Raw genomic sequence first — 20,453 nt, 5'->3', positions numbered from 1 at the left:
GCCGCCCGCTCAGCGCCCCGCCGCCCGCACCAGCCCCCGCAGCACCGCCGAGCGCCCCCGCGTCGGCACCGTCCACAGCGTCTGCCCCCGCAGCCCCCACCCGGAGAGCAGGGCGTTGGAGGCGAGGAAGCCCGAGGTCGCCGCCCGCTCCATGAGCGCCACCGGCAGCCCCGTGCGCACCAGGTCCCCCGCGACGACCACGGCCGGGTCCGGGGTGCGTACCGCCGGCCGGTCCACGTACGAGCCGACCGGGAAGTGCGGGCAGTCCGCGCGCCATTCGTGCCGCTCGTCCACGCTCGCCACGCCCGCCGTCTCCGGGTACACCCGCGCGAGCTGCTCCCGCAGCCGGGCCGCGACGGCGCTCCGGTCGGCGGCCGGGTCCACCGCGTACGCGTGCAGTTCGACCACCGAACCGCCGGTGCGCGCCGCCCACCGCGCCGCCTCCCCCTCCCACCGCTCCAGGACGCTCACGTTGTCCAGCCCGCCGAAGCCGCTCGTGCCGAGGAACCCGGGCCGCTCCGCCGCGACCGGCTCCCGCAGCCACAGCCTGCTCACGAGGAACGGCGGCGCCGTCCGCAGGCGGCCGATCCCGGCCCGCCACCGCGCGTCCCCGAGACCGGGCGACGCCGCCACGAGCCGCCGCAGCCCGCCCGTGTCCAGCGCCAGGACCACGGCGTCCGCCTCGATCGCGCCGTCACCGGTCACCACCCGCTTGCGCCCCTCGGGCGCCGGCTCCACCGCCTCGGCGCCCGTCCCCGTACGCACCAGCGCGCCCAGCTTCTCCAGGTAGCCGGCGAGCGGTTCCCACAGCGCTCGCGGATACGGCTCGGTGGGCACGTCGAAGAGCAGCCCCTCCGAGGAGCCGAGGAAGTAGATGTGGAACATCAGCACCAGCTCGGCCGCCGACAGCTCCGCCGGATCGGCGAAGAAGCTCCGTGAGAACACCTCGAACGCCAGGTGCCGGGCGTCCTCGGGGAAACGCACCCGGGCGAGGAAGTCCGCCGCGCTGACCCCGTCCAGCCGCGCGTAGACCTCCGGCACCCGCACGTCCAGCAGCGGCAGGGCCTCGCGCGGTGCCATCCCGAACAGGTCGCGCGCACCGAACGACGGGCTCAGCGCCACGAAACCCAGCGCGCTCCACGGCGGCGTGCGCGGGACCCGGCGGAAACCGTCCGTCAGCCCCCGCGCGTGCAGGAGCGGATAGTCCGGCAGCCCCCGAAGGCCCCGCAGCCCGGGATCGGTCCGCCGCAGCAGGCCCCGCAGGTTGTAGTACTGCCGGAAGAACGCGTGGAACCCACGGCTCATCGTCGCCTCCGAGCCGTCCGCGAGCCGCGTCGGCCACCCGGCGAGCCGCCCGCCGAGCACCGGCTCCCGCTCCAGGACCGTCACGCGTACGCCGCGCTCCGCGAGCCCCGTCGCCGCCGCGAGCCCCGCGATCCCCCCGCCCACCACGACCACCGAGGGCTGCCGCGCGCCCGCCCGCGCCCGCCCCTGCGGTCCCGGCAGCACCACGGCCCGCCGGTCGCGTCCGCGTCGCACCCCTGAAACCGTCATGCCCGCGCTCCTGTCCGTACTCGTCACCCGGCGCAGCGCCGCCGCACGAACGGCAGCTCCAGCGCCGTCGCCGTCATCGCGCCGACCGGCACCCGCAGCCCGATCCCCAGATCCTCCGCCCATGTCGTGCGCCCGTCGAGGAAGCGCAGCACCCGTTCCACCGGAACCCCGCCGAACAGCCCCATGAAGAACTCCGGCCCCCGCACCCGCCCCCGGTCCAGCGCCCGCAGCAGCACCGCGTCCATCGTCCGCGCCCGACGCCCGTACGGCGCCGGCGGCACCGGCTCGCGCCCGTCCGCCAGCCGTCCCGCCACCGCCCGCGCCTGCCGCTGCACGGCCGCGAAGGTGTACCCGGTCGCGGGGCGCGTCGCCCCGCCCGCCGTCCCGATCCGGAACACCCCGGGACCCGCCCGCCGCCCGAACAGCGCGTCCGTCATGGGGATCGCGCCCTGCTCACTTCCCGTCACCTCGTACGCGTCCACGCCGAGCACCGCGCGCACGTACCGCCGCAGCTCCCGCTCGTAGGCGGCGCGCGTGAGCCGCCGCCGCGAGAACTCGGTGTACTCGACGAGCGCCTCGCGGGGCCCGAGCGGCAGCACGTAGCAGAAGGAGAGCCCCTGGGCGGGCTGCGGGGTGCGGAAGTCCATCAGATCGACCACGCCCGGGGTGAAGACCGGCGTGGCGGTGCACAGGAACCACCCCCGGAAGTGCTGCCACAGCAGCGTGCGCGCGGCGGGCAGGGGCGAGACGGGGCGCGAGTCGAAGACCCACCGCGCGCCGACGGTGAACTCACGGCCCCGCGCGTCCCGCGCCCGGACGAGCGAGCCACCCGCCCGCGGCGTGATGCCGAGGACGGTGCCCCGGACGAAACGCGTGCCCTCCGTACCGGCCAGCCGCTCCCGTACGCCCGCCTCGAACACCGGCGAGCGCAGCATCTTGTACCGCGTCCCCGGGAGCCGGCGCGGGACGGTCTCGCCGCCCGGCCCCACGATCCGCAGCCGGTCCCAGGAGGCGGTGAGCATGTCGTCGTAGGGGCCGTGCGCCGCCTCCCACCAGCACCACGTCCGCGTGACGGGGCGCAGCCGCGGCTCGGCCGCGTCGAGCACCACCACCGGAGCGGCACCGGGGGCGTCCTGCGCCAGGGCGAGGGCGAGACTGAGACCCGAGGCTCCCGCGCCGACGATCACCACCTCGGCCCGCTCCATCGCACCTCCGACCCGACACCGTGCGCCCAGCATCACGCACGGGTGCCCGGACGGGGGCAGGGCTCGCCGGGGCCTGGGGCTCCTGCCTCCGTGACCGACGCCACTCTGCGTACCCCATGGACTTCCCGGCCTCCCCGGCACTACCTTCTAGACATGCCTGGACAAGTTCAGAAACATCACCGCATCGCCGAGGTGCTCGCCGCCGAGATCCGTTCCGGGGTGCACGACCGGGGCAGCCGCCTGCCGGGGGAGCACGCGCTCACCAAGCGCTTCGGCGTCAGCCGGACCACGCTGCGGCAGGCGCTGCGCACGCTCGGCGAGGAGGGACTCATCGAGACCCACGCGGGCATCGGCTCGATCGTCACCTTCGACGGTACTCCGCTCGACCACCGGCTCGGCTGGGCGCACGCCCTCGCCGGGCAGGCCCGCGCCCTGCGCACCGAGGTGCTGCGCCTGGAGACGGCGAGCGAGCCGTCGCTGGCCGCCGCGCTGGCCTGCGCCACGGACCGTTTCCTCGCCCTGGACCGCGTACGGCGCTTCGCCGAGGACGGCACCGCCGTCTCCCTCGAACGCAGCCGGGTCCCGGCCGTCGGCGCCGTCGCGGACATCCCCCGCACGGGGCTGCGCGAGAACTCGCTCAACCGCACGCTGATCGCCCTCGGCCGCGTCCCGCACTCCAGCGAGGGCACGGTCTCGGTGCGCGGCCTCGTCGCCGAGGACGCCACGCTCCTCGGGCGCACCCCCGGCGAGCCCTTCCTCCACCTGTCCCAGGTCTACCGGGCCGCCGACGGCTCGCTCGTCGAGCGTGTCGAGAGCCTCCTCGACCCGGCCCACTTCGAACTGCACGTCCGCTCCACCTCCGGAGGCACCCCGTGACCCCGCCCCCCACCACCCCCGTCCTCGACCGCGCGCTCGGCGCCTACTACGGGCTCGCGCTCGGAGACGCCCTCGGGATGCCGACGCAGGTCATGTCCCGCGCCGACGTCGCCCGCGTCTACGGGCGCGTCACCGGCTTCGAGCCCGCCCGCCCGGACAACCCGGTGAGCGCCGGGATGCCCGCCGGGGCGGTGACGGACGACACCGACCAGGCGGTCATCGTCGGCCGCCTCATCGACGAGGGCGAGGGCCACATCGACCCGCTCCGGCTCGCGCGCGCACTCGTGGAGTGGGAGGACGGGATGCGGGCCAAGGGCTCGCTCGACCTCCTCGGCCCCTCCACCAAGGCCGCCCTGGAGGCCGTGCAGCGCGGCGTCTCGCCCGCCGAGGCCGGGCGCAACGGCTCGACCAACGGCGCCGCCATGCGCGTCACCCCGGTCGGCATCGCCTTCCGCGCCGAGCCGCTCGACACCTTCCTCGACCACGTCGTGGAGTCCTGCCAGGTCACCCACGACACGACCGTGGGCATCGCGGGTGCCGCCGCCGTCGCCGCCGCTGTCAGCCGGGGCGTCGACGGTGGCACCCTGGAGGACGCGGTCGAGGCCGCCGTCACCGCCGCGCGGGCCGGGGCCCGGCGGGGCCACTGGATAGCCGGGGCCGACATCGCCACCCGGATCACCTGGGCGTACGACCTCGCGCGGGACCTCGACGAGGCGACGGCGCTCGACCGCGTCACCGACCTGGTCGGGACGAGCGTGGCGAGCCAGGAGTCCGTCCCGGCCGCCTTCGCCGTCCTCGCCCTCACCGGCGGCGACCCCTGGCGCACCGCGCTGACCGCCGCCAACCTCGGCGGCGACAGCGACACGATCGCCGCCATCGCGGGAGCGATCGCGGGCTCGGTGCACGGCCTCGGGGCCCTCCCGGCCGAAGCGGTCCGCACGCTGCGCGAGGTCAACTCCCTCGACCTCGAAGCCCTCACGACCCGCCTCCTCCGCTTCCGCTGACGCCCTCCGGGCGGCCCGCGAGGCGGGCGACGGGCACCGGCCGCTTCCCCTCCACGGGGGCGCACCCGTACCCCGCCACTCCCGGCCCCGCACCCGTTCCACCCCTCTCCACCCCCTCCCCACCGCACCACCACACCGCAAGGAGGTCCGTCATGAACGACTCGAAGGCGAGCGCTCAGGTCGGTACCGTCGAGACGCGCGGCATCGAGCCCGTGCCGGACAACGAGCGGCACGGCCACGCGAGCCAGATGTTCTGGACGTGGTTCGCCGCCAACATCTCCCTCCTCGGGCTCCCGCTCGGCGCGACGCTCGTCGCCTTCCGGGGCCTCAACATCTGGCAGGCGATGCTTGTCGCGCTCATCGGCTCCTTCGGCTCCTTCGCCCTCGTCGGCGTCCTGAGCCTGGCCGGCAAGCGCGGCGGTGCCCCCGCCCTCACCCTCTCGCGCGCCGTCTTCGGCCAGCGCGGCAACACCGGCCCCACGCTCATCAGCTGGCTCAGCCGCATCGGCTGGGAGACGATCAGCACGACGACCGCCGCCTTCGCGCTGCTCGCCCTGCTCAAGCAGGTCTTCGGCGTCGAGCGCAACGACGTCCTCGTCGTGGTCTGCCTCCTCGTCTTCATCGCCTGCACGCTGCTCATCAGCGGCCTCGGGCACGCCACGATCATGTGGATCAACAAGTGGGCGACGGTCGCCTTCGGGCTCCTCAACCTCGTCGTGATCGGCTTCCTCGTGGACAGCGTGGACTGGCACAAGGTGACGAGCGCCCCGGCCGGTCCGCTCTCCGCCGTCATCGGCGGCATCGGGTTCATCGCGGCCGGCACCGGCATCGGCTGGGCCAACGCGGGCGCCGACTACGCCCGCTACCTGCCCCGGTCCGTCCCCGGCTCCCGCCTCGTGACCGCCTCCGCCTTCGGCGCGGGCATCCCGCTGCTGGTCCTCGTCTCGCTCGGCTCGCTGCTCTCGGCCGGAGACTCGACACTCGCGACCGCCTCCGACCCCGTCGCGGCGATCAACGGCATGCTGCCGTCCTGGATGGCCGTCCCGTACCTCATCGCGGCCTTCGGTGGCCTGCTCATGTCGAACCACCTCTCGACGTACTCGGCCGGGCTCACGATGATCACCCTCGGCGTGCGCGTGCCGCGTCCGCTCGCGGTCGGCATCGACGTCCTGCTGATGTTCCTCGGCGGCATCTACTTCATGCTCATCGCCGATGACTTCTACGGGCCGTTCTCGACCTTCCTCACCCTGCTCGCCGTGCCGATCTCGGCCTGGGTCGGCATCGTTCTCGTCGACTCCGGGCGGGGGCGCCGCTACGACCCCGAGGCGCTCATGGACCGGGGCAGGGGCAGCCGGTACTGGTACACGGCCGGGTTCCGCCTGCCCGCCGTCGCCGCCTGGGTCCTCGCCATCGTGGTCGGCCTGCTCTTCACCGAGGCATCCACGAGCGCCGACGACGTCTGGTTCGCCGGTCCCTTCGCCCACACCTGGCTCGGCACCAACGGCCTCGGCTGGGCGCTCGCCATCGCCACCGGCGCCCTCGCCTACGCGCTCGGCGCCCCGAAGGGCCCGCGCACGCAGGAGACCCCGGCGGCCGACGACGAGGCGGGCGACCGGCCCGCGAGCCCGCGCGAGGCGCTGCGATGAGCCGACGCCTCGTCCTGCTCGGCAACGTCATCGCCGACCTGGTCCTCGACGTGCCCCGCCTCCCCGAGCGCGGCGGCGACGTCCTCGCCACCGGAGGCGCCCTCACCGCGGGCGGCGGCTTCAACACCCTCGTCGCCGCCCGCCGCCTCGGCACCCCCGCCCTCTACGCGGGCCCGCACGGCACGGGGCCCTACGGCGACCTGGTCCGTGCCGCGCTCGCCCGCGAGGACATCGCGACCGTCCTGCCCGCGCGCCCCGGCACGGACACCGGCTTCACCGTCGCCCTCGTGGAGCCCGGCGAGCGCAGCTTCGTGACGCGCTTCGGCGTCGAGGATCTGCTCGACGCCGGGGACACCGCCCGGATCGCCGCCGCCCTGCGCCCGGACGACCTCGTGATCCTCTCCGGCTACGCGCTCGCGCTCCCGGCTGCCGGGCCGCACCTCGCCGCGCTCGCGGCCGGGCTCCCCGCGGGGACGCTCCTCGCGCTCGACCCGGGGCCCCTCGTGGACACGATCCCGGACGCCGTGCTCGCGCCGGTCCTCGCCCGTACGGACTGGCTGAGCTGCAACGCCCGCGAGGCCGCGCTGCTCACGGGCGCGCACGGCGAGGCGGCGCTCCCCGCGCTGCGGGACCGGCTGCGCCCCGAGGCCGGTGTCCTCGTCCGCGCGGACAAGGACGGCTGCCTCCTCGCCGCCCCCGGCGAGGCACCCCGCCACCTGCCCGGCTTCCGCGTGGACGCCGTGGACAGCAACGGGGCCGGTGACGCCCACGTCGGCGCCTTCCTCGCCCTCCTCGGCCGCGGCCTCCCCGCCCCCGAGGCGGCGCGTGCCGCCAACGCCGCCGCCGCGTACGCCGTCGCCCGGCGCGGCCCCGCCACCGCCCCCACGACGGCCGAACTCCTCGCCTTCCTCGGCGAGGACCCCCTCGCGCAGCGCCTGACCGCCACCGCCTGACACCGCCCCCGCCGCGCTCCGGTACCCGTACGGGAAGCGCGGCGGGGTGGGCGGTGCCGTGCGACGGGGCCCGTCCCGTGGGCGGTTGGCCCGCGCGGCGTGTGAGCCTCCCGCAGGGCGGGGGAGGGCGGTCAGTCCGCACCTCCGGGCACGACGCGCATTCCCAGGCCGCTGACGCGGTAGATGCAGGTGTCGTCGCCCCACAGGGTCGCCTCGGCGAGCGCGTGGGCACCCTCGGGGGTTCCTTCCGCCTCCAGGATCTCCATCTCGATCAGGACCCGGCGGCTCGCCGGTGTGATCTGGCCCCGGTAGGTCCAGGTCAGCTCGCTGCCCGGGAGCGCCGCCATGAACCTGGGGGCGGCGACAGCGGCCGCCAGCCCGCTTTCCCGCAGGTGGTACCCGAGCAACTGGTACATCGCCTCGATGCCCAACGAGCCGGGCTGCACCGGGTCCTGGAAGAAGTGGGACCGGAAGAACCACGCGCCCGGGTCCACCTCCTTCTCCGCGCGGAGACGCCCGAGCCCCGCCCGGCCGCCCTGGGGCCAGTAGCCCGTGACACGGTCCAGCATCCGGAGCATGGGGCCGGGTGCCGGCGGGTCCTGGGGCGCGGCACCCTCCGCGAGGTCGGCCTCGTGGGCGCACGGCTCGTCGAGGCGGGCCCGGTCCGAGGCGGAGACCGGGAGACCGGGCTGGTCCGCGAAGGACGCGGAGGGGAACCAGCCGAACACCGTGGACACGGCGAGGAGCGGCGCGCCCTCGGCCGTGCGGCACTCGACGTCGAAGACCTCGATGATCATGTCCCCGCTGCGGGAGACGCGCGTCAGGCGGGCCCGCGTGCGTACCGTTCCCGTCCCGGGCGTGACCTCGCCCGTGACGGTTCCGGAGCCGTCGAGATTGCGGAACCGCAGGCTGGTCGCGGTGGTCAGGGCGCTGCCCACGTAGGAGGCCAGCCACCCGCAGGGTTGGAGCGCCACCTCCAGGAGCACGGCGAAGGGCATCGTGCGCCCGTCGCCCTCCCGGAAGTACCAGGCGTCGGCGGGCACGTCGTACTCCGCGACGACCGCGCTGCCCTCCCGCATCCCGCCCTGCGGGCCCTCCACGGAGGTCACCCGGCTCATGAAGTGGTACGGCGGGCCGGGCAGCCGCGCGACCCGGCGGGGGCCGTCGAACACCGCGTACGGGGCACCGAACGCCTCGCTCGGCCTGCCCCAGGCGCACGCCAGCAGGGAGTCGTGGCCGAAGCGGAAACCGTCCACCTCGGCCACCGGGCGCCGCTCGTCGCCGCCCACCGCCGGGACGGCGGTCCCGCCGCCCTCCAGCGCGGGCCCGCCCGTGTGCCGCCACTGCGAGAGCGGCCAGTCCGGCACCAGCCGCAACGCCACGTTCCGGCCGTGGAACGCCTTCACCCCGTCGACCGAGCCGAGGACCTCGGCGTACAGGGCCGGCACCGGACCCGACGAGACCCCGCGCACGAACACCTCGTACACGATCCGTCCGCTCTCCGGCGTCGCCTGCCCCCGGCAGTCCGCGGTGAAGGGCGCGTCGCCGACGGGCTCGAACCGCCAGCCGTCCCGGTCCACGGTGAAGCCCAGGGCCGTCAGGTAGAAGGCCATCGCCTGGAGACCGCCCTGCAGCATCAGGGTCCCCGGCATGCACGGGTCGTTCTTGAAGTGCCCCGCGAAGAACCAGTCGTCGGGCGACACGGGAGTCTCGGCGCGCAGATAGCCGCGCCCCCAGGGCCCGCCGTCCGGCTCGAAGGCGGTGACCTCGTGGAGCAGCAGCAGACGGCCCTCGTCGATCCTGGGGGTACGGACGTGGGCGGCCGTCGCCTCCCAGCCGCGCCCGAAGCACTCGTCGGGCCGTCCTCGCGCGAGCGAGCGCACCTGCGCCGCCGTGAAGGACGCCGCCGCGCAGCGCACTTCCGGCGGGTCCTGCGGCAGGTCGTCGCCGGGCGGACTGTCGGCGGGGGACCACCGGACACCGCCGCTCGCGGCGAGCTCGGCCGGGGTGAAGAAGCCCGCCCGCCCGTTTCTGACGCTGAGCCGCGGCTCGCCGTCGACGGTGCAGTCGTAGTGGAAGAAGAAGAGCAGCACGCCGTCGTGCTCGGCGTGGCCGTCGACGTGGATCTCGTAGCGCGCCGTGTCGCCCGGTCCCGGCGGCGGACCGTGGAACGTGACCTCGCAGCCGAGCAGCCGGTAGGCGCGCTCGCCCCGGTGGAGGAGATCCACACCGAGCAGGCTCAGCAGCAGCAGATCCGCCTGGCCCGCCTCGATCATGAGCCCGGCGGGCATCCGCCCGGTGGCGTCCAGGTACCAGCTGTCCGCACGTACGTCGGTCTCGGTCCAGATCGTGCCGCCCACGCGCGCCCCGGGGCCCGCGACGAGCGCGGCGGGCTCCGCGTCGATCCCGGTGACGCGGTCGGCGAGGAGCATGGGCGGTTCGGGCATCCGGGTCTGCACCACGTACGCGTCCTGGGCGGCGAACCGCGGCCCGAAGAGGGCGGAGATCCTGCCGGAGGCGAGGTACTCCAGCTGCGCCCGGTCGAACTTCGGCCCCGGGAGGCCCGGAGGAGGGGACGGCGGGGCGGGGCGCGGCACCCTCGGGGGAGCGAGGGGGGCGAGGGGCCGGACAGCGGCGGCGGGTGGGAGGGCGAGGCGGGGGCGTGAGGTGTCCGCTCGCGGGAGGGGAGGCGGCGCGGGGGCACGTGGGGGGAGCGTGGGCGCGCCCGCCCCCGGCGGTGCCAGGGCGGCGATCACCCGGGCCGACAGGTCCAGGAACGCCTGGTGCGCGGCGACGTGGCGGGCGGTCAGTTCCTGGTGGAGCGCGCCGACCCGGCCGCTCTGCCGGGCGGCCAGGTCACGAAGGCTGGCCGGGGCCGGGGCCGGGGCCGGGGCCGAGGCCGGGGCCGGGGCGGTGACGGGGGGCGCCGCATGGGAGACGGGCTCCCGGACGGGGGCGCGGGGCTCGGGCACCGGGACCAGAGCGGGCGCCCTCGGCAACGGCGGCGGGGGCGCGTCCACGGCCGCCGGACGAGGGGCCGCGTCCCCGGCCGGGGGCGGCGGGGGCGCCTCGCCCGCCGGAGGAGAAGGCACCTCGCCCGCCGGGCGCGGGGGCACGTCGGCCGCCGGGCGCGAGGGCGCGGCGGGTGTCGCGCGGGACAGCGCCTCCGCGACGGCCGGGGAGGGCGGTCCTGGGACGGCGACGGTATGGACGGGGCCCGGCGGGGCGACCTCCGTGACCGCCTCCGCGAGCCGGTCGAAGAGCTCTTCGGCCCGTACCGGCACCCCGGCGGCCACGAGTTCGGCCACCGCGAGGCACACCTGGCGCGGTCCCTGGTCGCCCTGCGCGTCGAGCGCGACGGCCACATGCTCCCTGTCCCCGAGCACCCGTCCGATCCAGCCGGTGCACAGCCCCTGCGGGCCGTGCTCGACGAAGACCCGCACGCCGTCGGCCCACGCCTGTTCCACCGTGCCCGCGAAGTCGATCGTGCCGAGCCCTTGCGCGGTCAGCGCGTCGGCGACCCGTTCGCTGGTCGGCTCGTACGCCCGCCCGCTCGCCCCGCTGTAGAAACGCACCCCGGGCACCGCGACGGTGGGCCGGCGGTGGACCTCGCGCCAGGAGTCCCGTACCGCGCTCAACTCCGGGGCGTGGGCGGCGATGTCGTAGTCGATCGCGAAGGCGTGGTCCGCGCCGAGGTCCTCCACGACGGCCTGGCACGCCCGTTCCTCGCCGCCGATGACGCAGACGCCGGGCGCGTTGACCGCCATCAGGTGGACCGCGGCCTCCTCGGCGAGTCGCGCGCGGACCGCGTCGAGAGGCGCGACCACCAGGTAGCTCGCCCAGCGCTCGCCCCGGACGCCCGCGCGCTCCCACACCCGGCGGACCGCCCGCAGCTCACCCGTCAGCTCGGTCGTGAACAGGCCGCTGTCCCGTGTCGCCGCGTACAGCCCCGCCGCATCCGGCCAGGCACCCAGCGCGATCAGCGCCGCGGACTCGCCCGAGGAGTAACCGAGGGCCGCGTCCGGGCGCAGACCGAGCAACTCCCTGGTGAGCACGGTGTGGAGGGTCGCCAGTGCGGCCGCGTCCCAGATCCGGCCGAGCACCCCGCCGCCCGTCCGCGCCCGCGACGCTCCGCCGAACGGCCCGTGCGCCGCCCGGACCGCCTCGCCGAGCGAGGGCACCGCGAGCGCGAGCGCGCGCCCCATGCCGGGGTACGAGGCGGAGCCGTTGGTGTACACGAAGGCGGTGCGCCCGCCCACCGGCCGCTCCCGGTAGCGCACCCCGCCCGGCCGGACCCCGCCGTGCTCCAGCCAGCGCCGGGCGGCGGCACGGCGGGAGGGCAGATCCGCCTCCCCGTCGACGAGCAGCGCAAGCCGGGCCGGGCCCTCCAGGGACGGGACCCCGGCCTCCAGCGCGGTGAGCACCTCCGCGCGGTCGTTCCCCGCGTAGACGTGCAGGCGCGGCGCGGGGCCCTGTGCCCACGCCCGCGCGTCCCCCGCCCGCAGCCCCACCCGGACGGTGTCGCCCTCCAGCGGCGCGACGACGACGGCGGCGGTACGGGGCGGGGTGGCGGAGTCGGCGGGCAGGCCCGGGCACGGCACCGCGCGCGCCTGGAGGGCCGTCACGGCGACGGCCACGGAGACGAGTCCCTGCGCCGCGTGGGCACGCCCGAAGACGGCCCCCGGATCGAAGGCTGCCCCCGGACCGTCCCCGATGACCATGTCGGGCGCGTCGGCGGCCCCTTCGTCGAGGACGGCCATCACGGTGTCGCCGTCACGGCGCGCCGCGTCCAGCGGCTTCACGACGAGGACCACGGCGGCGTCACCGGTGTCCGCCTCCCGGCCCAGTTCCCGCAGCGCGGCTTGGTGCACGGGCTCGCGGGACAGGTCGACCGCGCCGACGAGCGCCACGTCCGCCTCCCCCGCCCGCAGCGCCCGTGCCGCGAGGTCCAGCGCCACGAGGCCGGACGCCTCCTCGGCCGACACCGCGAACCCGGGGCCCGCCAGGTCGAGTTGCGTACTGATCCGGTTCGCCACCAGGTTGGGCAGGCTGCCCACCACCCGCTCCGCCGCCATGGGCGGCGCGAAGGCGTCCTGGACCTCCGCCGTCCGCGCCCCCGCGTCCTTCCCGGCCGTCTCCAGCCAGTACGGGACCCGCCAGCGGGCACCGGCCCGCGCCACCCCGGGGTCCACCCCCATCCCGATCACGACCATCGTGCGCTCACGCGGCAGCGACAGCCCCCGTACGGCGTCCCGGGCCGCCTCCAGGACGAGGAGCTGCTGAGGCGTCGTCCGGTCCAGCGCCAGCGGCGGGAAGGCGAGGCCCGTCAGTTCCACGGCGATCCGCCCGACCGGGCCGCGCCGTTCCCCGCCCAGTACCGCGCGGCGGAAGTCCTCGGTGCCGTCGCCCTCGCCGACGCGCGCGCCGAGGGCGACGATCGCGAGCGGCGCGGGCTTCTCCGGCTCCGGCCGCCGGGCCGGGGACGCCCGGCGGGCGGAGGCGCCCTTCGACGGCGGTTCCATGTCGGGGTGGTCCACGATCAGGTGGGCGTTCGTGCCACCGAAGCCGAAGGCGCTCACCGCCGCCCTGCGCGGTCCCGGCCACGGTTCCGGCGAGGTCAGCACCCGCAACGGCGTGCCGTCCAGCTCGGCGATCGGCCGCTCGGTCCCGAGCGAGGCGGGACGGACCCCCGCCCCCAGGGCGCCGAGGACCTTCAGGAGCCCGGCCACGCCCGCCGACGCCAACAGGTGCCCCACGTTGGACTTGGCGGAACCCACGGGCACGTCCGCCGCGCGGGCGTAGACCTCCGCCATGCTCCGCGCCTCCACGGCGTCCCCCACCGGGGTCCCCGTCGCGTGGCACTCCACGAGCGACACCGATTCCGGAGCGACCCCGGCCACGGCGTACGCCTGCCGCATCGCGCGCACCTGGCCCTCTCGCGCCGGGCTGAGCAGGCCGCCGCCCCGCCCGTCGTTGGACAGCCCCACCCCCCGGATCACGCCGAGGACGGGCAGGCCCTCGGCGCGCGCCCGGGAGAGCCGGGTCAGAGCGACGAACCCGGCGCCCTCCCCGTGCGTCAGCCCGTCCGCCTCGCGGTCGAAGGGATGGCCGCGCCCCGTGCGGCTGACCGCCGACAGGCCGCAGAACCCGACGTGCAGGAACAGGTTGTCGACGCGGTTGACGGCGCCCGCCACCATCAGGTCCGCCGTGCCGTCGTGCAGCCGGTCGCACGCCAGCTTGATCGCGTACAGCGAGGAGGCGCAGGCGGCGTCGAGCGCCCACGCGCCCGCCCCCAGCCCGAGGGCACGGGCCGCGAGCCGGGCCGGGAGGCCCGACGAGAAGCGGTTGCGCGCGTCGGGCCGCGCGCGGCGCTCGCCCGTCAGCAAGACCTCGCGCAGCGCGGGCGGCAGTGCGGACAGCCACACGTGCTCGGCGAAGGCCGAACCGGCGGCCGTGGGATAGGACAGGTTGCCGAGGACGAGCCCCGCGCGGGGCAGCGGACCCGCGCACCCGGCTTCCCCGAGCGCCTGCCGCGCACCGTGCATGACCCACCGGAACAAGGGGTCCAGCGCCAGGATCTCCTCCGGCGCCATCGCGAAGCCGCTCGGGTCGAAGACCGCGTCGAAGCCCCGTACGTACCCGCCGCGATCGGTCCACGTACGGTCCAGGTGCTCCTCCACCGACCCCATGGCGAAGCGGTGCGGCAGTCGCCACCGGCCCTCGGGGACGGCCGAGACGCTGTCCCGTCCTGAGGCGATGTTCTCCCAGAACGTGTCGGGATCGAGCGCGTCGGGCAGCACGCAGCCCCGGCCGACGACGGCGATCGGTTCCCACCCCACGCGTACTCCTTTCGGGAAGGACGGCATACGGGCCCCCTTCAGAGACGGCATACGGATCCCCTTCAGGAGGGACGGCGTACGAGTTCGACGCCGAGCAGCGCGAAGCGCACCGCGCCGTCGGCGTCGAGGACGGCGACGTCGCACCGCGCCCCGGTCTCATGCGTCTTCCGCGCCCGGACCACGCACCGCAGGGGGCCGCGCGCCGGTCCGCGCCGGTGCACACCGCACTCCGCGACCGCCATCGGCAGCGCGGCCTCCCCGAGCACCTCGTGCGCCCAGAGCAGGGCGGCCTGGAGAGCACCGTCGAGCGCCGCCGCGTCCAGGGGCCAGGCGTCACCCGGCCAGTCGAGGTCCCGCACACCCAGGACGGTCGCCTCGGCCCCGTGCCGCGAGACGCCGTGCAGGGAGCGCACGGCCCGGAACCGGGATCCGTGGAAGAGGACGTGCCCGTCGTACACCTCCGGCGACGCGGGCGCTTCGAGCCCTTCCGGGGCCGCCCACCCGGACGGATCGGGCGCGGTCCCGGCCCGTTCCAGGACGGCGCCGACGTGGGGAACCCCCGACTCGCCCCGCAGTTCGGCCTCCCAGCGCGAAGGGGCGCCGGTCGCCGCGGCGGCGACGCGCACGTCCAGCCGGTGCCCGCCGCCACCGAGCTCCGGCAGCACGCACTTGCGGTAGACCCGCACGTCGCGCAGGATCAGCGGCTCGTCCGCCCGCCACCGCGAAGAGGCAGCCCCGGCCAGCCAGTTCAGGGCCATCGCCACGGGCAGGACGGGGGTCCCGGCGATCTCGTGGTCCGCGAGCTGCGGAAGGCGGCTCCCGTGGATCAGGACCCGCGCGTCGCGGGGGGCCGGGTCGCCGGCCGGGGCCGTGTCTCCCGCCGCGATCACGACGCGCGGGGCGCCGCCGGGGTCGCCCAGTTCGGCCGAGAAGGCGGCGGCCCCCTGGTCCACGGGGAGGAGCGCGACGCCGGAGCGGCCGAAGTGCCCGGCGAGGGCGGGGGTGACCATGCCCCCCTGCCAGGGGCCCCAGGCCACGGAGCGCACCAGGCAGCCGGGCCGCCGGGCGCTCTCCGCCGACGCCACGTGGTCGAGCACCCCGTTGGCCATCGCGTAGTCCGCCTGCCCCGCGTTGCCGAAGGCGGCGGCGACGGAGGAGAAGAGGCAGAGCAGGTCGAGCGGGTCGTCCGCCGTCGCGGCGAGCAGCGCGCGCAGCCCGTCGACCTTGGTGGAGACGACCAGGTCGAACTGCGCGTCGGTCTTGTCGGCGAGGTGCTTGTCGGCCAGCACCCCGGCGCCGTGCACGACGCCGGTGACGGGACCCCACGAGGCGCGCACCTCGCACAGTGCGGCACGGACCGCTTCCTCGTCCCGCACGTCCACCGGTACGTACCGGACCGGGGAGCCCGCGGCCTCCAGCGCCGCGACGGTCGCCCGCACCTCGCGGGCGGCCAGGATCTCCCGGGCCCGCGCGGTGAGCGCTGCGGGCGCGTGGCCGTCCTCCCGGGCGGCGAGCAGACGGACGAGCGAGGGCTCGTCGGCGGCGGCCTCCAGCCCGGCCGGCTCAGCCTCCGTACGCGTCCGGCCGAGCAGCACGATCCGCGGGCGGTGGACCTTGGCGAGTGCCAGCAGCGCCGCCGCCGTCACTCCCCGCGCGCCACCGCTCGCGACGATCACCGCGTCGGACGTGACGGGCGACGGCCCCGCGCTCGCCGGGGCGGCGGCGACCGCGCGGGGGACCGCGCGCGTGCCGTCGGCGCGCAAGCCCACCTGCCCTTCGGCGCCACCCTCCAGCACTTCCCGCACCAGCGCCTCCGCGACGGCCTCGGGGTCGCGACCGCCCGTCTCGCAGTCAATGCTCCTGACCGTGGCCCCCGGCCACTCCTTCCCGGCCGTCGCGGCGAGAGCGGCGATCCCGCCGAGCCAGGCGCGCTCCGGCGCGTGGCCGCCGAGACCGAAGTCGCCGCCGGTGTCCTGCACCGTGAGGAACACGCCGCCGTCCGAGGCCATCCGCGCCGCGACGGACCGCGCCGTGCGGAACACCGAGCGCCGCACCTCGCCCGCCTCCTCCGGCGCGCCGGAGGAGGTCAGTCCACCGAGGTGGATCACGCCGTGGGCGTCGGCGGGGACCTCCGTCACGGCGCTCGCCTCGATGCCGTGCTCGGTCAGGCGACGGGCCACGAGCGCGGCGAGTTCCTTGCCCGCGTCCCCCGTCACGCCCCCCTCGGTCACCACCACCGGCCCGTCGCCGAGACCGGCGGGCGCCAGGCCGGACGCGGGCACCTCGACCATGCGCGTCACCAGGCGGGTCAGGGCGGGTGCGGGGGCCTGTTCCTGCGTCTGTGCTGGCGACGGCTCCGGTGTCCGGGCGAGCGGCGGTACGGGGCGCTCGGCGGGAGGCTCCGCCGTGACGGTGTCCCGGTCCGGCGGCTGCCCCGTCCCCGGTGTCGTGCCCGAGGCGAGGGCGTCTGTGATCTCGCGCAGGGTGCGCAGTTTGCCGAGCCCGGCGACGTTCGCTGCCGGTACCTCGCCGATCCGTCGGCGCACGGCGGACAGGATCTCGACCCGCTTGATCGAGTCCACGCCCAGATCCGCCTCCAGGTCCATGTCCAGGCTCAGCATCTGCGCGGGATAGCCGGTCAACCGCGCCACGACCGAGAGCAGCAGCTCTTCGAGTTCGCTCGCGGACAGGGGGCCGTCCGCGGCGGCCTGACCGGGCGTGTCGCCTTCAGGGGAGGGGCCGGAAGGCACCGCTTGCGCCGAGCCGGGCGCGGAGCCGGGTGCGGGGGCCCGGGGCGGTTCGGGCGCGGTGAAGGAGGCGGGCGGACGGGGGAGCACCTCGGGGGCGGGGACGTCGTGGTCCGGAGCCGCCGGTTGGCCCCACGCGGGAGGCGGGGCCTCCGTCCCGGCGAGGGGCGGCGGCGAGGGCGCGGGAACGGGCGGCGGGGGAGGCGGGAGAAGCGCCGGCGAGGCCGCCGCCACGCCGTTCACCCCCGGACCGCCCGGGACCCCCAGCATCGCGCACAGCGTGCTCTCGGACATCCGCAGGAAGGCGGTGTGACTGTCGATCAACATGCGCTGGCAGGCGGTGTGCGCCTCGGCCGTCTGCCGCTGGACGCTCTCGACGAGGGCGTACCAGTCCGCACCGGGAGCGGGAACGGGCTCGGCGGCTGCGAGGTGTGGGTGCGGGGCCGGGGCCTGGCTGTGCGGAGGCGTCACCGCCCCGTACGAGGGTGCCACCTGACCGTACGCGTCAGGAGTCTCCCCGTAGGGCGAAGCGGCCACTCCGTGCGGCGCCCCCGCCTCCCCGTGGGCCCGCGTCCGCTCGTACTCCGGCGCCGGTTCGTGGCGCGGTCCCGGTACGGCGGCCGTCGTCGTCACGGGAGCGGGCCCGGGCGGCGCCGTGTGCTCCCGCCGCTCCGTGGCGGGCGGAGCGTCCGTCCCCACCGCCGTACCGGGGCCGGTCTGCGGCGGCCGGGGGTCTCGGTGGTTGGCTCCGCCGATCGTCACTGTCATGCGCGGTTCGCGCTCCTTCTCGGGTGTGCGGGCCGGTCCGTAGGGTGCCCAGAGGTGTGCGAAGTCGAGGGGGACGCCCGCGACGGCGAGGCGGCCGAGCGCGGTGTGCAGGCCGGTGACGCCGTCGGCCCCCGGGCGCTCCAGCGCGACGGCCGTGTGCGCGCGCTCCCCGAGGATCTGCCCCACCAGGCCGGTCAGCGTGTGCCCGGCACCGACCTCGACGAAGGTCCTGACCCCCGCCGCGTGCATCGCGTCGATCTGCTCGTGGAAGCGCACCGGGGAGGCGAGGTGCCGGGCGAGAGCGCGCCGGACCTCGTCGGGCTGGTCGGGGTAGGGCGCGGCGTCCGCGTTGCCCCACACCTCCAACCGCGCTGACTCCATGGGCAGTTCGTCCAGGTACGCGGCGAACGCCTCGGCGGCCGGGGCCACCAAGGGGCTGTGGAAGGCGAGCGAGGTCCGCGGGCGGCGCGTGGCGATGCCCTCGGCCGCGAAGGCGCGCTCCGCGTCGTCGATCGCGGCGAGGGTGCCCGAGAGCACGACCTGCCGCGGGGCGTTGTGGTTGGCGGGCCACACGTCGCGCGCGCCGGAGGCGGCCAGTACGGAGAACACCCGCGCGCCATCCGCCGCGACGGCCAGCATCGCGCCCGGCGCGACGGCCTTGTCCCGCATCAGGACACCGCGCCTGCGGGCGGCGGCGAGCAGCGACTCCGCGTCCAGGACGCCCGCGCAGTGCAGCGCCACGAGTTCCCCGAAGCTGTGGCCCGCGACGCAGTCCGGCCGCAGGCCGAGCCCGCGCAGTACGTCGAGGAGCGCGAGACTGTGCACCGCGAGAGCGGGCTGCGCCCACTCGGTGGCGGCCAGGCGGGCGCCCGCGGCCGCCTCCTCCTCGGCGGAGACGGCGGGCGGCGGGAACACCACGCGGTGCAGCGGGGTGCCGTCGAACTCCGTGCCGCCCAGCCGGTCCCACACCCGCTGGGCGTCCGGCGACAGCATCGCCAGTCCGGCGCCCATGCCGACGAACTGGGCCCCCTGCCCGGGAAAGAGGAAAGCGATCCGGCCCCGCTCGGGGACCCCGGCCGCGTAGTGCGTGCCGTCCGGCGCGGAGAAGGACGTCCCGGGGCGGCGCCGGATCTCCGCGGCGGCGGCGGCGTACTTCGCCGTCAGGTCCTCGGTCCCGTCCGCGACGACGGCCAGCCGCACCGGGGCCGTGGGGGAGTACGCGCGCTGGCTCTCTCGCGCCACCGCCGCCAGCGACCGCCCGTCCCCGAACGCCTCGGGGGCGGGCAGAGCGGACGCCGACGGGGCGCTGAACAGGACGAGTTCGGTGGGGGCGGAGCGATGGCGCCACGCGGTGCGGCCCGAGGGCCGGGAAGGGACGTACTCCTCCAGCGTGACGTGGAAATTGCTCCCGCCGAAGCCGAAGCTGGAGACCGACGCCCGCCGGGGGTGGCCGTCCGGGCGCACCCACGGACGCGCCCGGGTGCTGACGTAGAACGGGCTGCCGGGCGCGGTGACCTCGGCGGCGGGGCGTTCGGCCTTGATCGTCGGGGGCAGCACCTTGTGGTGCAGCGCCATGACCGCCTTGAGCAGACCGGCCGCGCCCGCCGCGCACTTGGTGTGGCCGATCTGCGATTTGACCGAGCCGATCGCGCACCACGGCCGCTCGCCGTCTCTCCCCTCGCCGAACACCTCGCGCAGCGCGGCGAGTTCGGCGGCGTCCCCGGCCTTCGTCCCGGTGCCGTGCGCCTCCACCAGCTCCACGGTGTCCGCCCCGTACCCCGCCTGCTCGTACGCGCGGCGCAGGGCCCGGGCCTGACCGGCGGGCAGCGGCGCGTAGATCGCCGTGCTCCTGCCGTCGGAGGAGCTGCCGATCCCGCGGATCACGGCGTGGACGCGGTCGCCGTCCCGTTCCGCGTCGGACAGGCGCTTGAGCGCGTACATGACGACGGCCTCGCCCAGCATGGTGCCGTCGGCCGCTTCGGAGAACGGCCGGCAGTCGCCGGTGGGGGACAGCGCGGGCGTCTTCGAGAAGCAGACGAACATCCCGACGTCGTTGCCCGTGTCGACGCCGCCGCTGATCACCAGGTCGGCGCGGCCGAGGGAGAGCTCGGCGACCGCCGTGGAGAGCGCGGCGAGGGAACTCGCGCAGGCCGCGTCCGTGGTGTGGTTGGTGCCGTGCAGGTCGAAGCGGTTGGCGATCCGGCCCGCGACGACATTGCCGAGCAGCCCGGGGAAGGTCGACTCCCGCCAGGGGGTGTACTGCGCGGCGATGCGCTCGCACGCCGCCCGCGCCTCGGCCTCCGTCAGGCCGCTCTCGCGCAGGGCCCTGAGCCACAGGGGGCGCTGGGTGCGCCCGAACATGTGCGGAAGCAGCTCCAGCGCCGCCGCGCCGAGCACCACGCCGACCCGCTCGCGGTCCACCTCCTTCAGGCCGCCCGCGTCGGCGAGCACCTGCTCCGCCACCACGAGCGCGAGCAACTGGGCGCTGTCCGTGGCCGGCAGGTTGGTCGGCGGAATGCCGTGGGCGAGCGGATCGAAGTCGACCTCGGGCAGGAAGGCGCCCCTGCGGGCGTAGGTCTTGTCGGTCGCGGTGGGGTCGGGGTCGTAGTGGTCCGCCACGAGCCACCGGGAGGCGGGGACCTCCGTGATCATGTCGCGTCCCGCCACGACGGCCCGCCAGTACCCGGCCGCGTCCCGCGCGCCGGGCACCAGCGCACCGGTCCCGACCACGGCGATCGGTACCTGGTGGATCGGCGCCTGGTGGTGGGTGTCGGACACGGTCTCTCCCCGCTGTCGGAAGTCAGGTGTGCCTGCCGGTACGCCGTCCGGTGGTGTCAGGTCTTCCGGCGCGGACGCCGGTG

The 20,453-nt window shown here is 76.3% G+C and carries 8 protein-coding genes; 4 read left to right on the top strand and 4 right to left on the bottom strand.

Annotated elements, in window-relative coordinates; translation table 11 throughout:
• Window positions 1-9: 9 nt before the first annotated feature.
• Together IF99_RS0103405 and IF99_RS0103400 are read right to left on the bottom strand one after the other, a co-directional pair.
• Entirely contained in the window at window positions 10-1,554 is a 1,545-nt protein-coding gene (locus IF99_RS0103405; protein WP_030994796.1) for an FAD-dependent oxidoreductase, read from the bottom strand.
• Between the two features lie 23 nt (window positions 1,555-1,577).
• The gene (locus tag IF99_RS0103400; protein ID WP_030994795.1) at window positions 1,578-2,759 is read right to left on the bottom strand and encodes a lycopene cyclase family protein; all 1,182 of its coding nucleotides are present in this window, start codon (window positions 2,757-2,759) and stop codon (window positions 1,578-1,580) included.
• A 153-nt stretch (window positions 2,760-2,912) separates the two neighbouring features.
• Here IF99_RS0103400 and IF99_RS0103395 point away from each other — a divergent pair, with 153 nt between their 5' ends.
• From IF99_RS0103395 to IF99_RS0103380, 4 genes are all read left to right on the top strand, one after another.
• Entirely contained in the window at window positions 2,913-3,635 is a 723-nt protein-coding gene (locus IF99_RS0103395) for a GntR family transcriptional regulator (RefSeq protein WP_030994794.1), read from the top strand.
• On the top strand, window positions 3,632-4,639 hold the full coding sequence (locus IF99_RS0103390; protein WP_030994793.1) for an ADP-ribosylglycohydrolase family protein: 1,008 nt from the start codon (window positions 3,632-3,634) through the stop codon (window positions 4,637-4,639). The genes IF99_RS0103395 and IF99_RS0103390 overlap by 4 nt, the downstream gene beginning before the upstream one ends.
• Before the next feature lie 152 nt (window positions 4,640-4,791).
• On the top strand, window positions 4,792-6,285 hold the full coding sequence (locus IF99_RS0103385) for a purine-cytosine permease family protein (RefSeq protein ID WP_030994792.1): 1,494 nt from the start codon (window positions 4,792-4,794) through the stop codon (window positions 6,283-6,285).
• Window positions 6,282-7,238 (top strand): PfkB family carbohydrate kinase, encoded by a 957-nt coding sequence (locus tag IF99_RS0103380; protein ID WP_030994791.1) that lies wholly within the window; start codon window positions 6,282-6,284, stop codon window positions 7,236-7,238. The genes IF99_RS0103385 and IF99_RS0103380 overlap by 4 nt, the downstream gene beginning before the upstream one ends.
• Window positions 7,239-7,369: 131 nt before the next feature.
• On the opposite strand, the gene IF99_RS0103375 is transcribed toward IF99_RS0103380, so the two are convergent.
• Both IF99_RS0103375 and IF99_RS0103370 read right to left on the bottom strand, forming a co-directional pair.
• Complete coding sequence (locus IF99_RS0103375) at window positions 7,370-14,077, bottom strand: type I polyketide synthase (protein ID WP_037826381.1); 6,708 nt, start codon at window positions 14,075-14,077, stop codon at window positions 7,370-7,372.
• Window positions 14,078-14,139: 62 nt separating this feature from the next.
• Window positions 14,140-20,370, bottom strand: a complete 6,231-nt coding sequence (locus IF99_RS0103370) for a type I polyketide synthase (protein ID WP_030994789.1) — start codon at window positions 20,368-20,370, stop codon at window positions 14,140-14,142.
• Window positions 20,371-20,453 lie beyond the last annotated feature (83 nt).

The sequence above is a fragment of the Streptomyces sp. NRRL F-5630 genome (genome assembly GCF_000719475.1).
Lineage (GTDB): Bacteria > Actinomycetota > Actinomycetes > Streptomycetales > Streptomycetaceae > Streptomyces.
The sequence above is the reverse complement of the archived record's forward strand: the minus strand, read 5'-3'. Positions and strand labels throughout refer to the sequence as shown.

Bases quoted from the DNA above. Each gene is read 5' to 3' on its own strand.
- IF99_RS0103385 (WP_030994792.1), top strand. From the start codon at position 4,792: ATGAACGACTCGAAGGCGAGCGCTCAGGTCGGTACCGTCGAGACGCGC.
- IF99_RS0103395 (WP_030994794.1), top strand. From the start codon at position 2,913: ATGCCTGGACAAGTTCAGAAACATCACCGCATCGCCGAGGTGCTCGCC.
- IF99_RS0103400 (WP_030994795.1), bottom strand. From the start codon at position 2,759: ATGGAGCGGGCCGAGGTGGTGATCGTCGGCGCGGGAGCCTCGGGTCTC.
- IF99_RS0103380 (WP_030994791.1), top strand. From the start codon at position 6,282: ATGAGCCGACGCCTCGTCCTGCTCGGCAACGTCATCGCCGACCTGGTC.
- IF99_RS0103405 (WP_030994796.1), bottom strand. From the start codon at position 1,554: ATGACGGTTTCAGGGGTGCGACGCGGACGCGACCGGCGGGCCGTGGTG.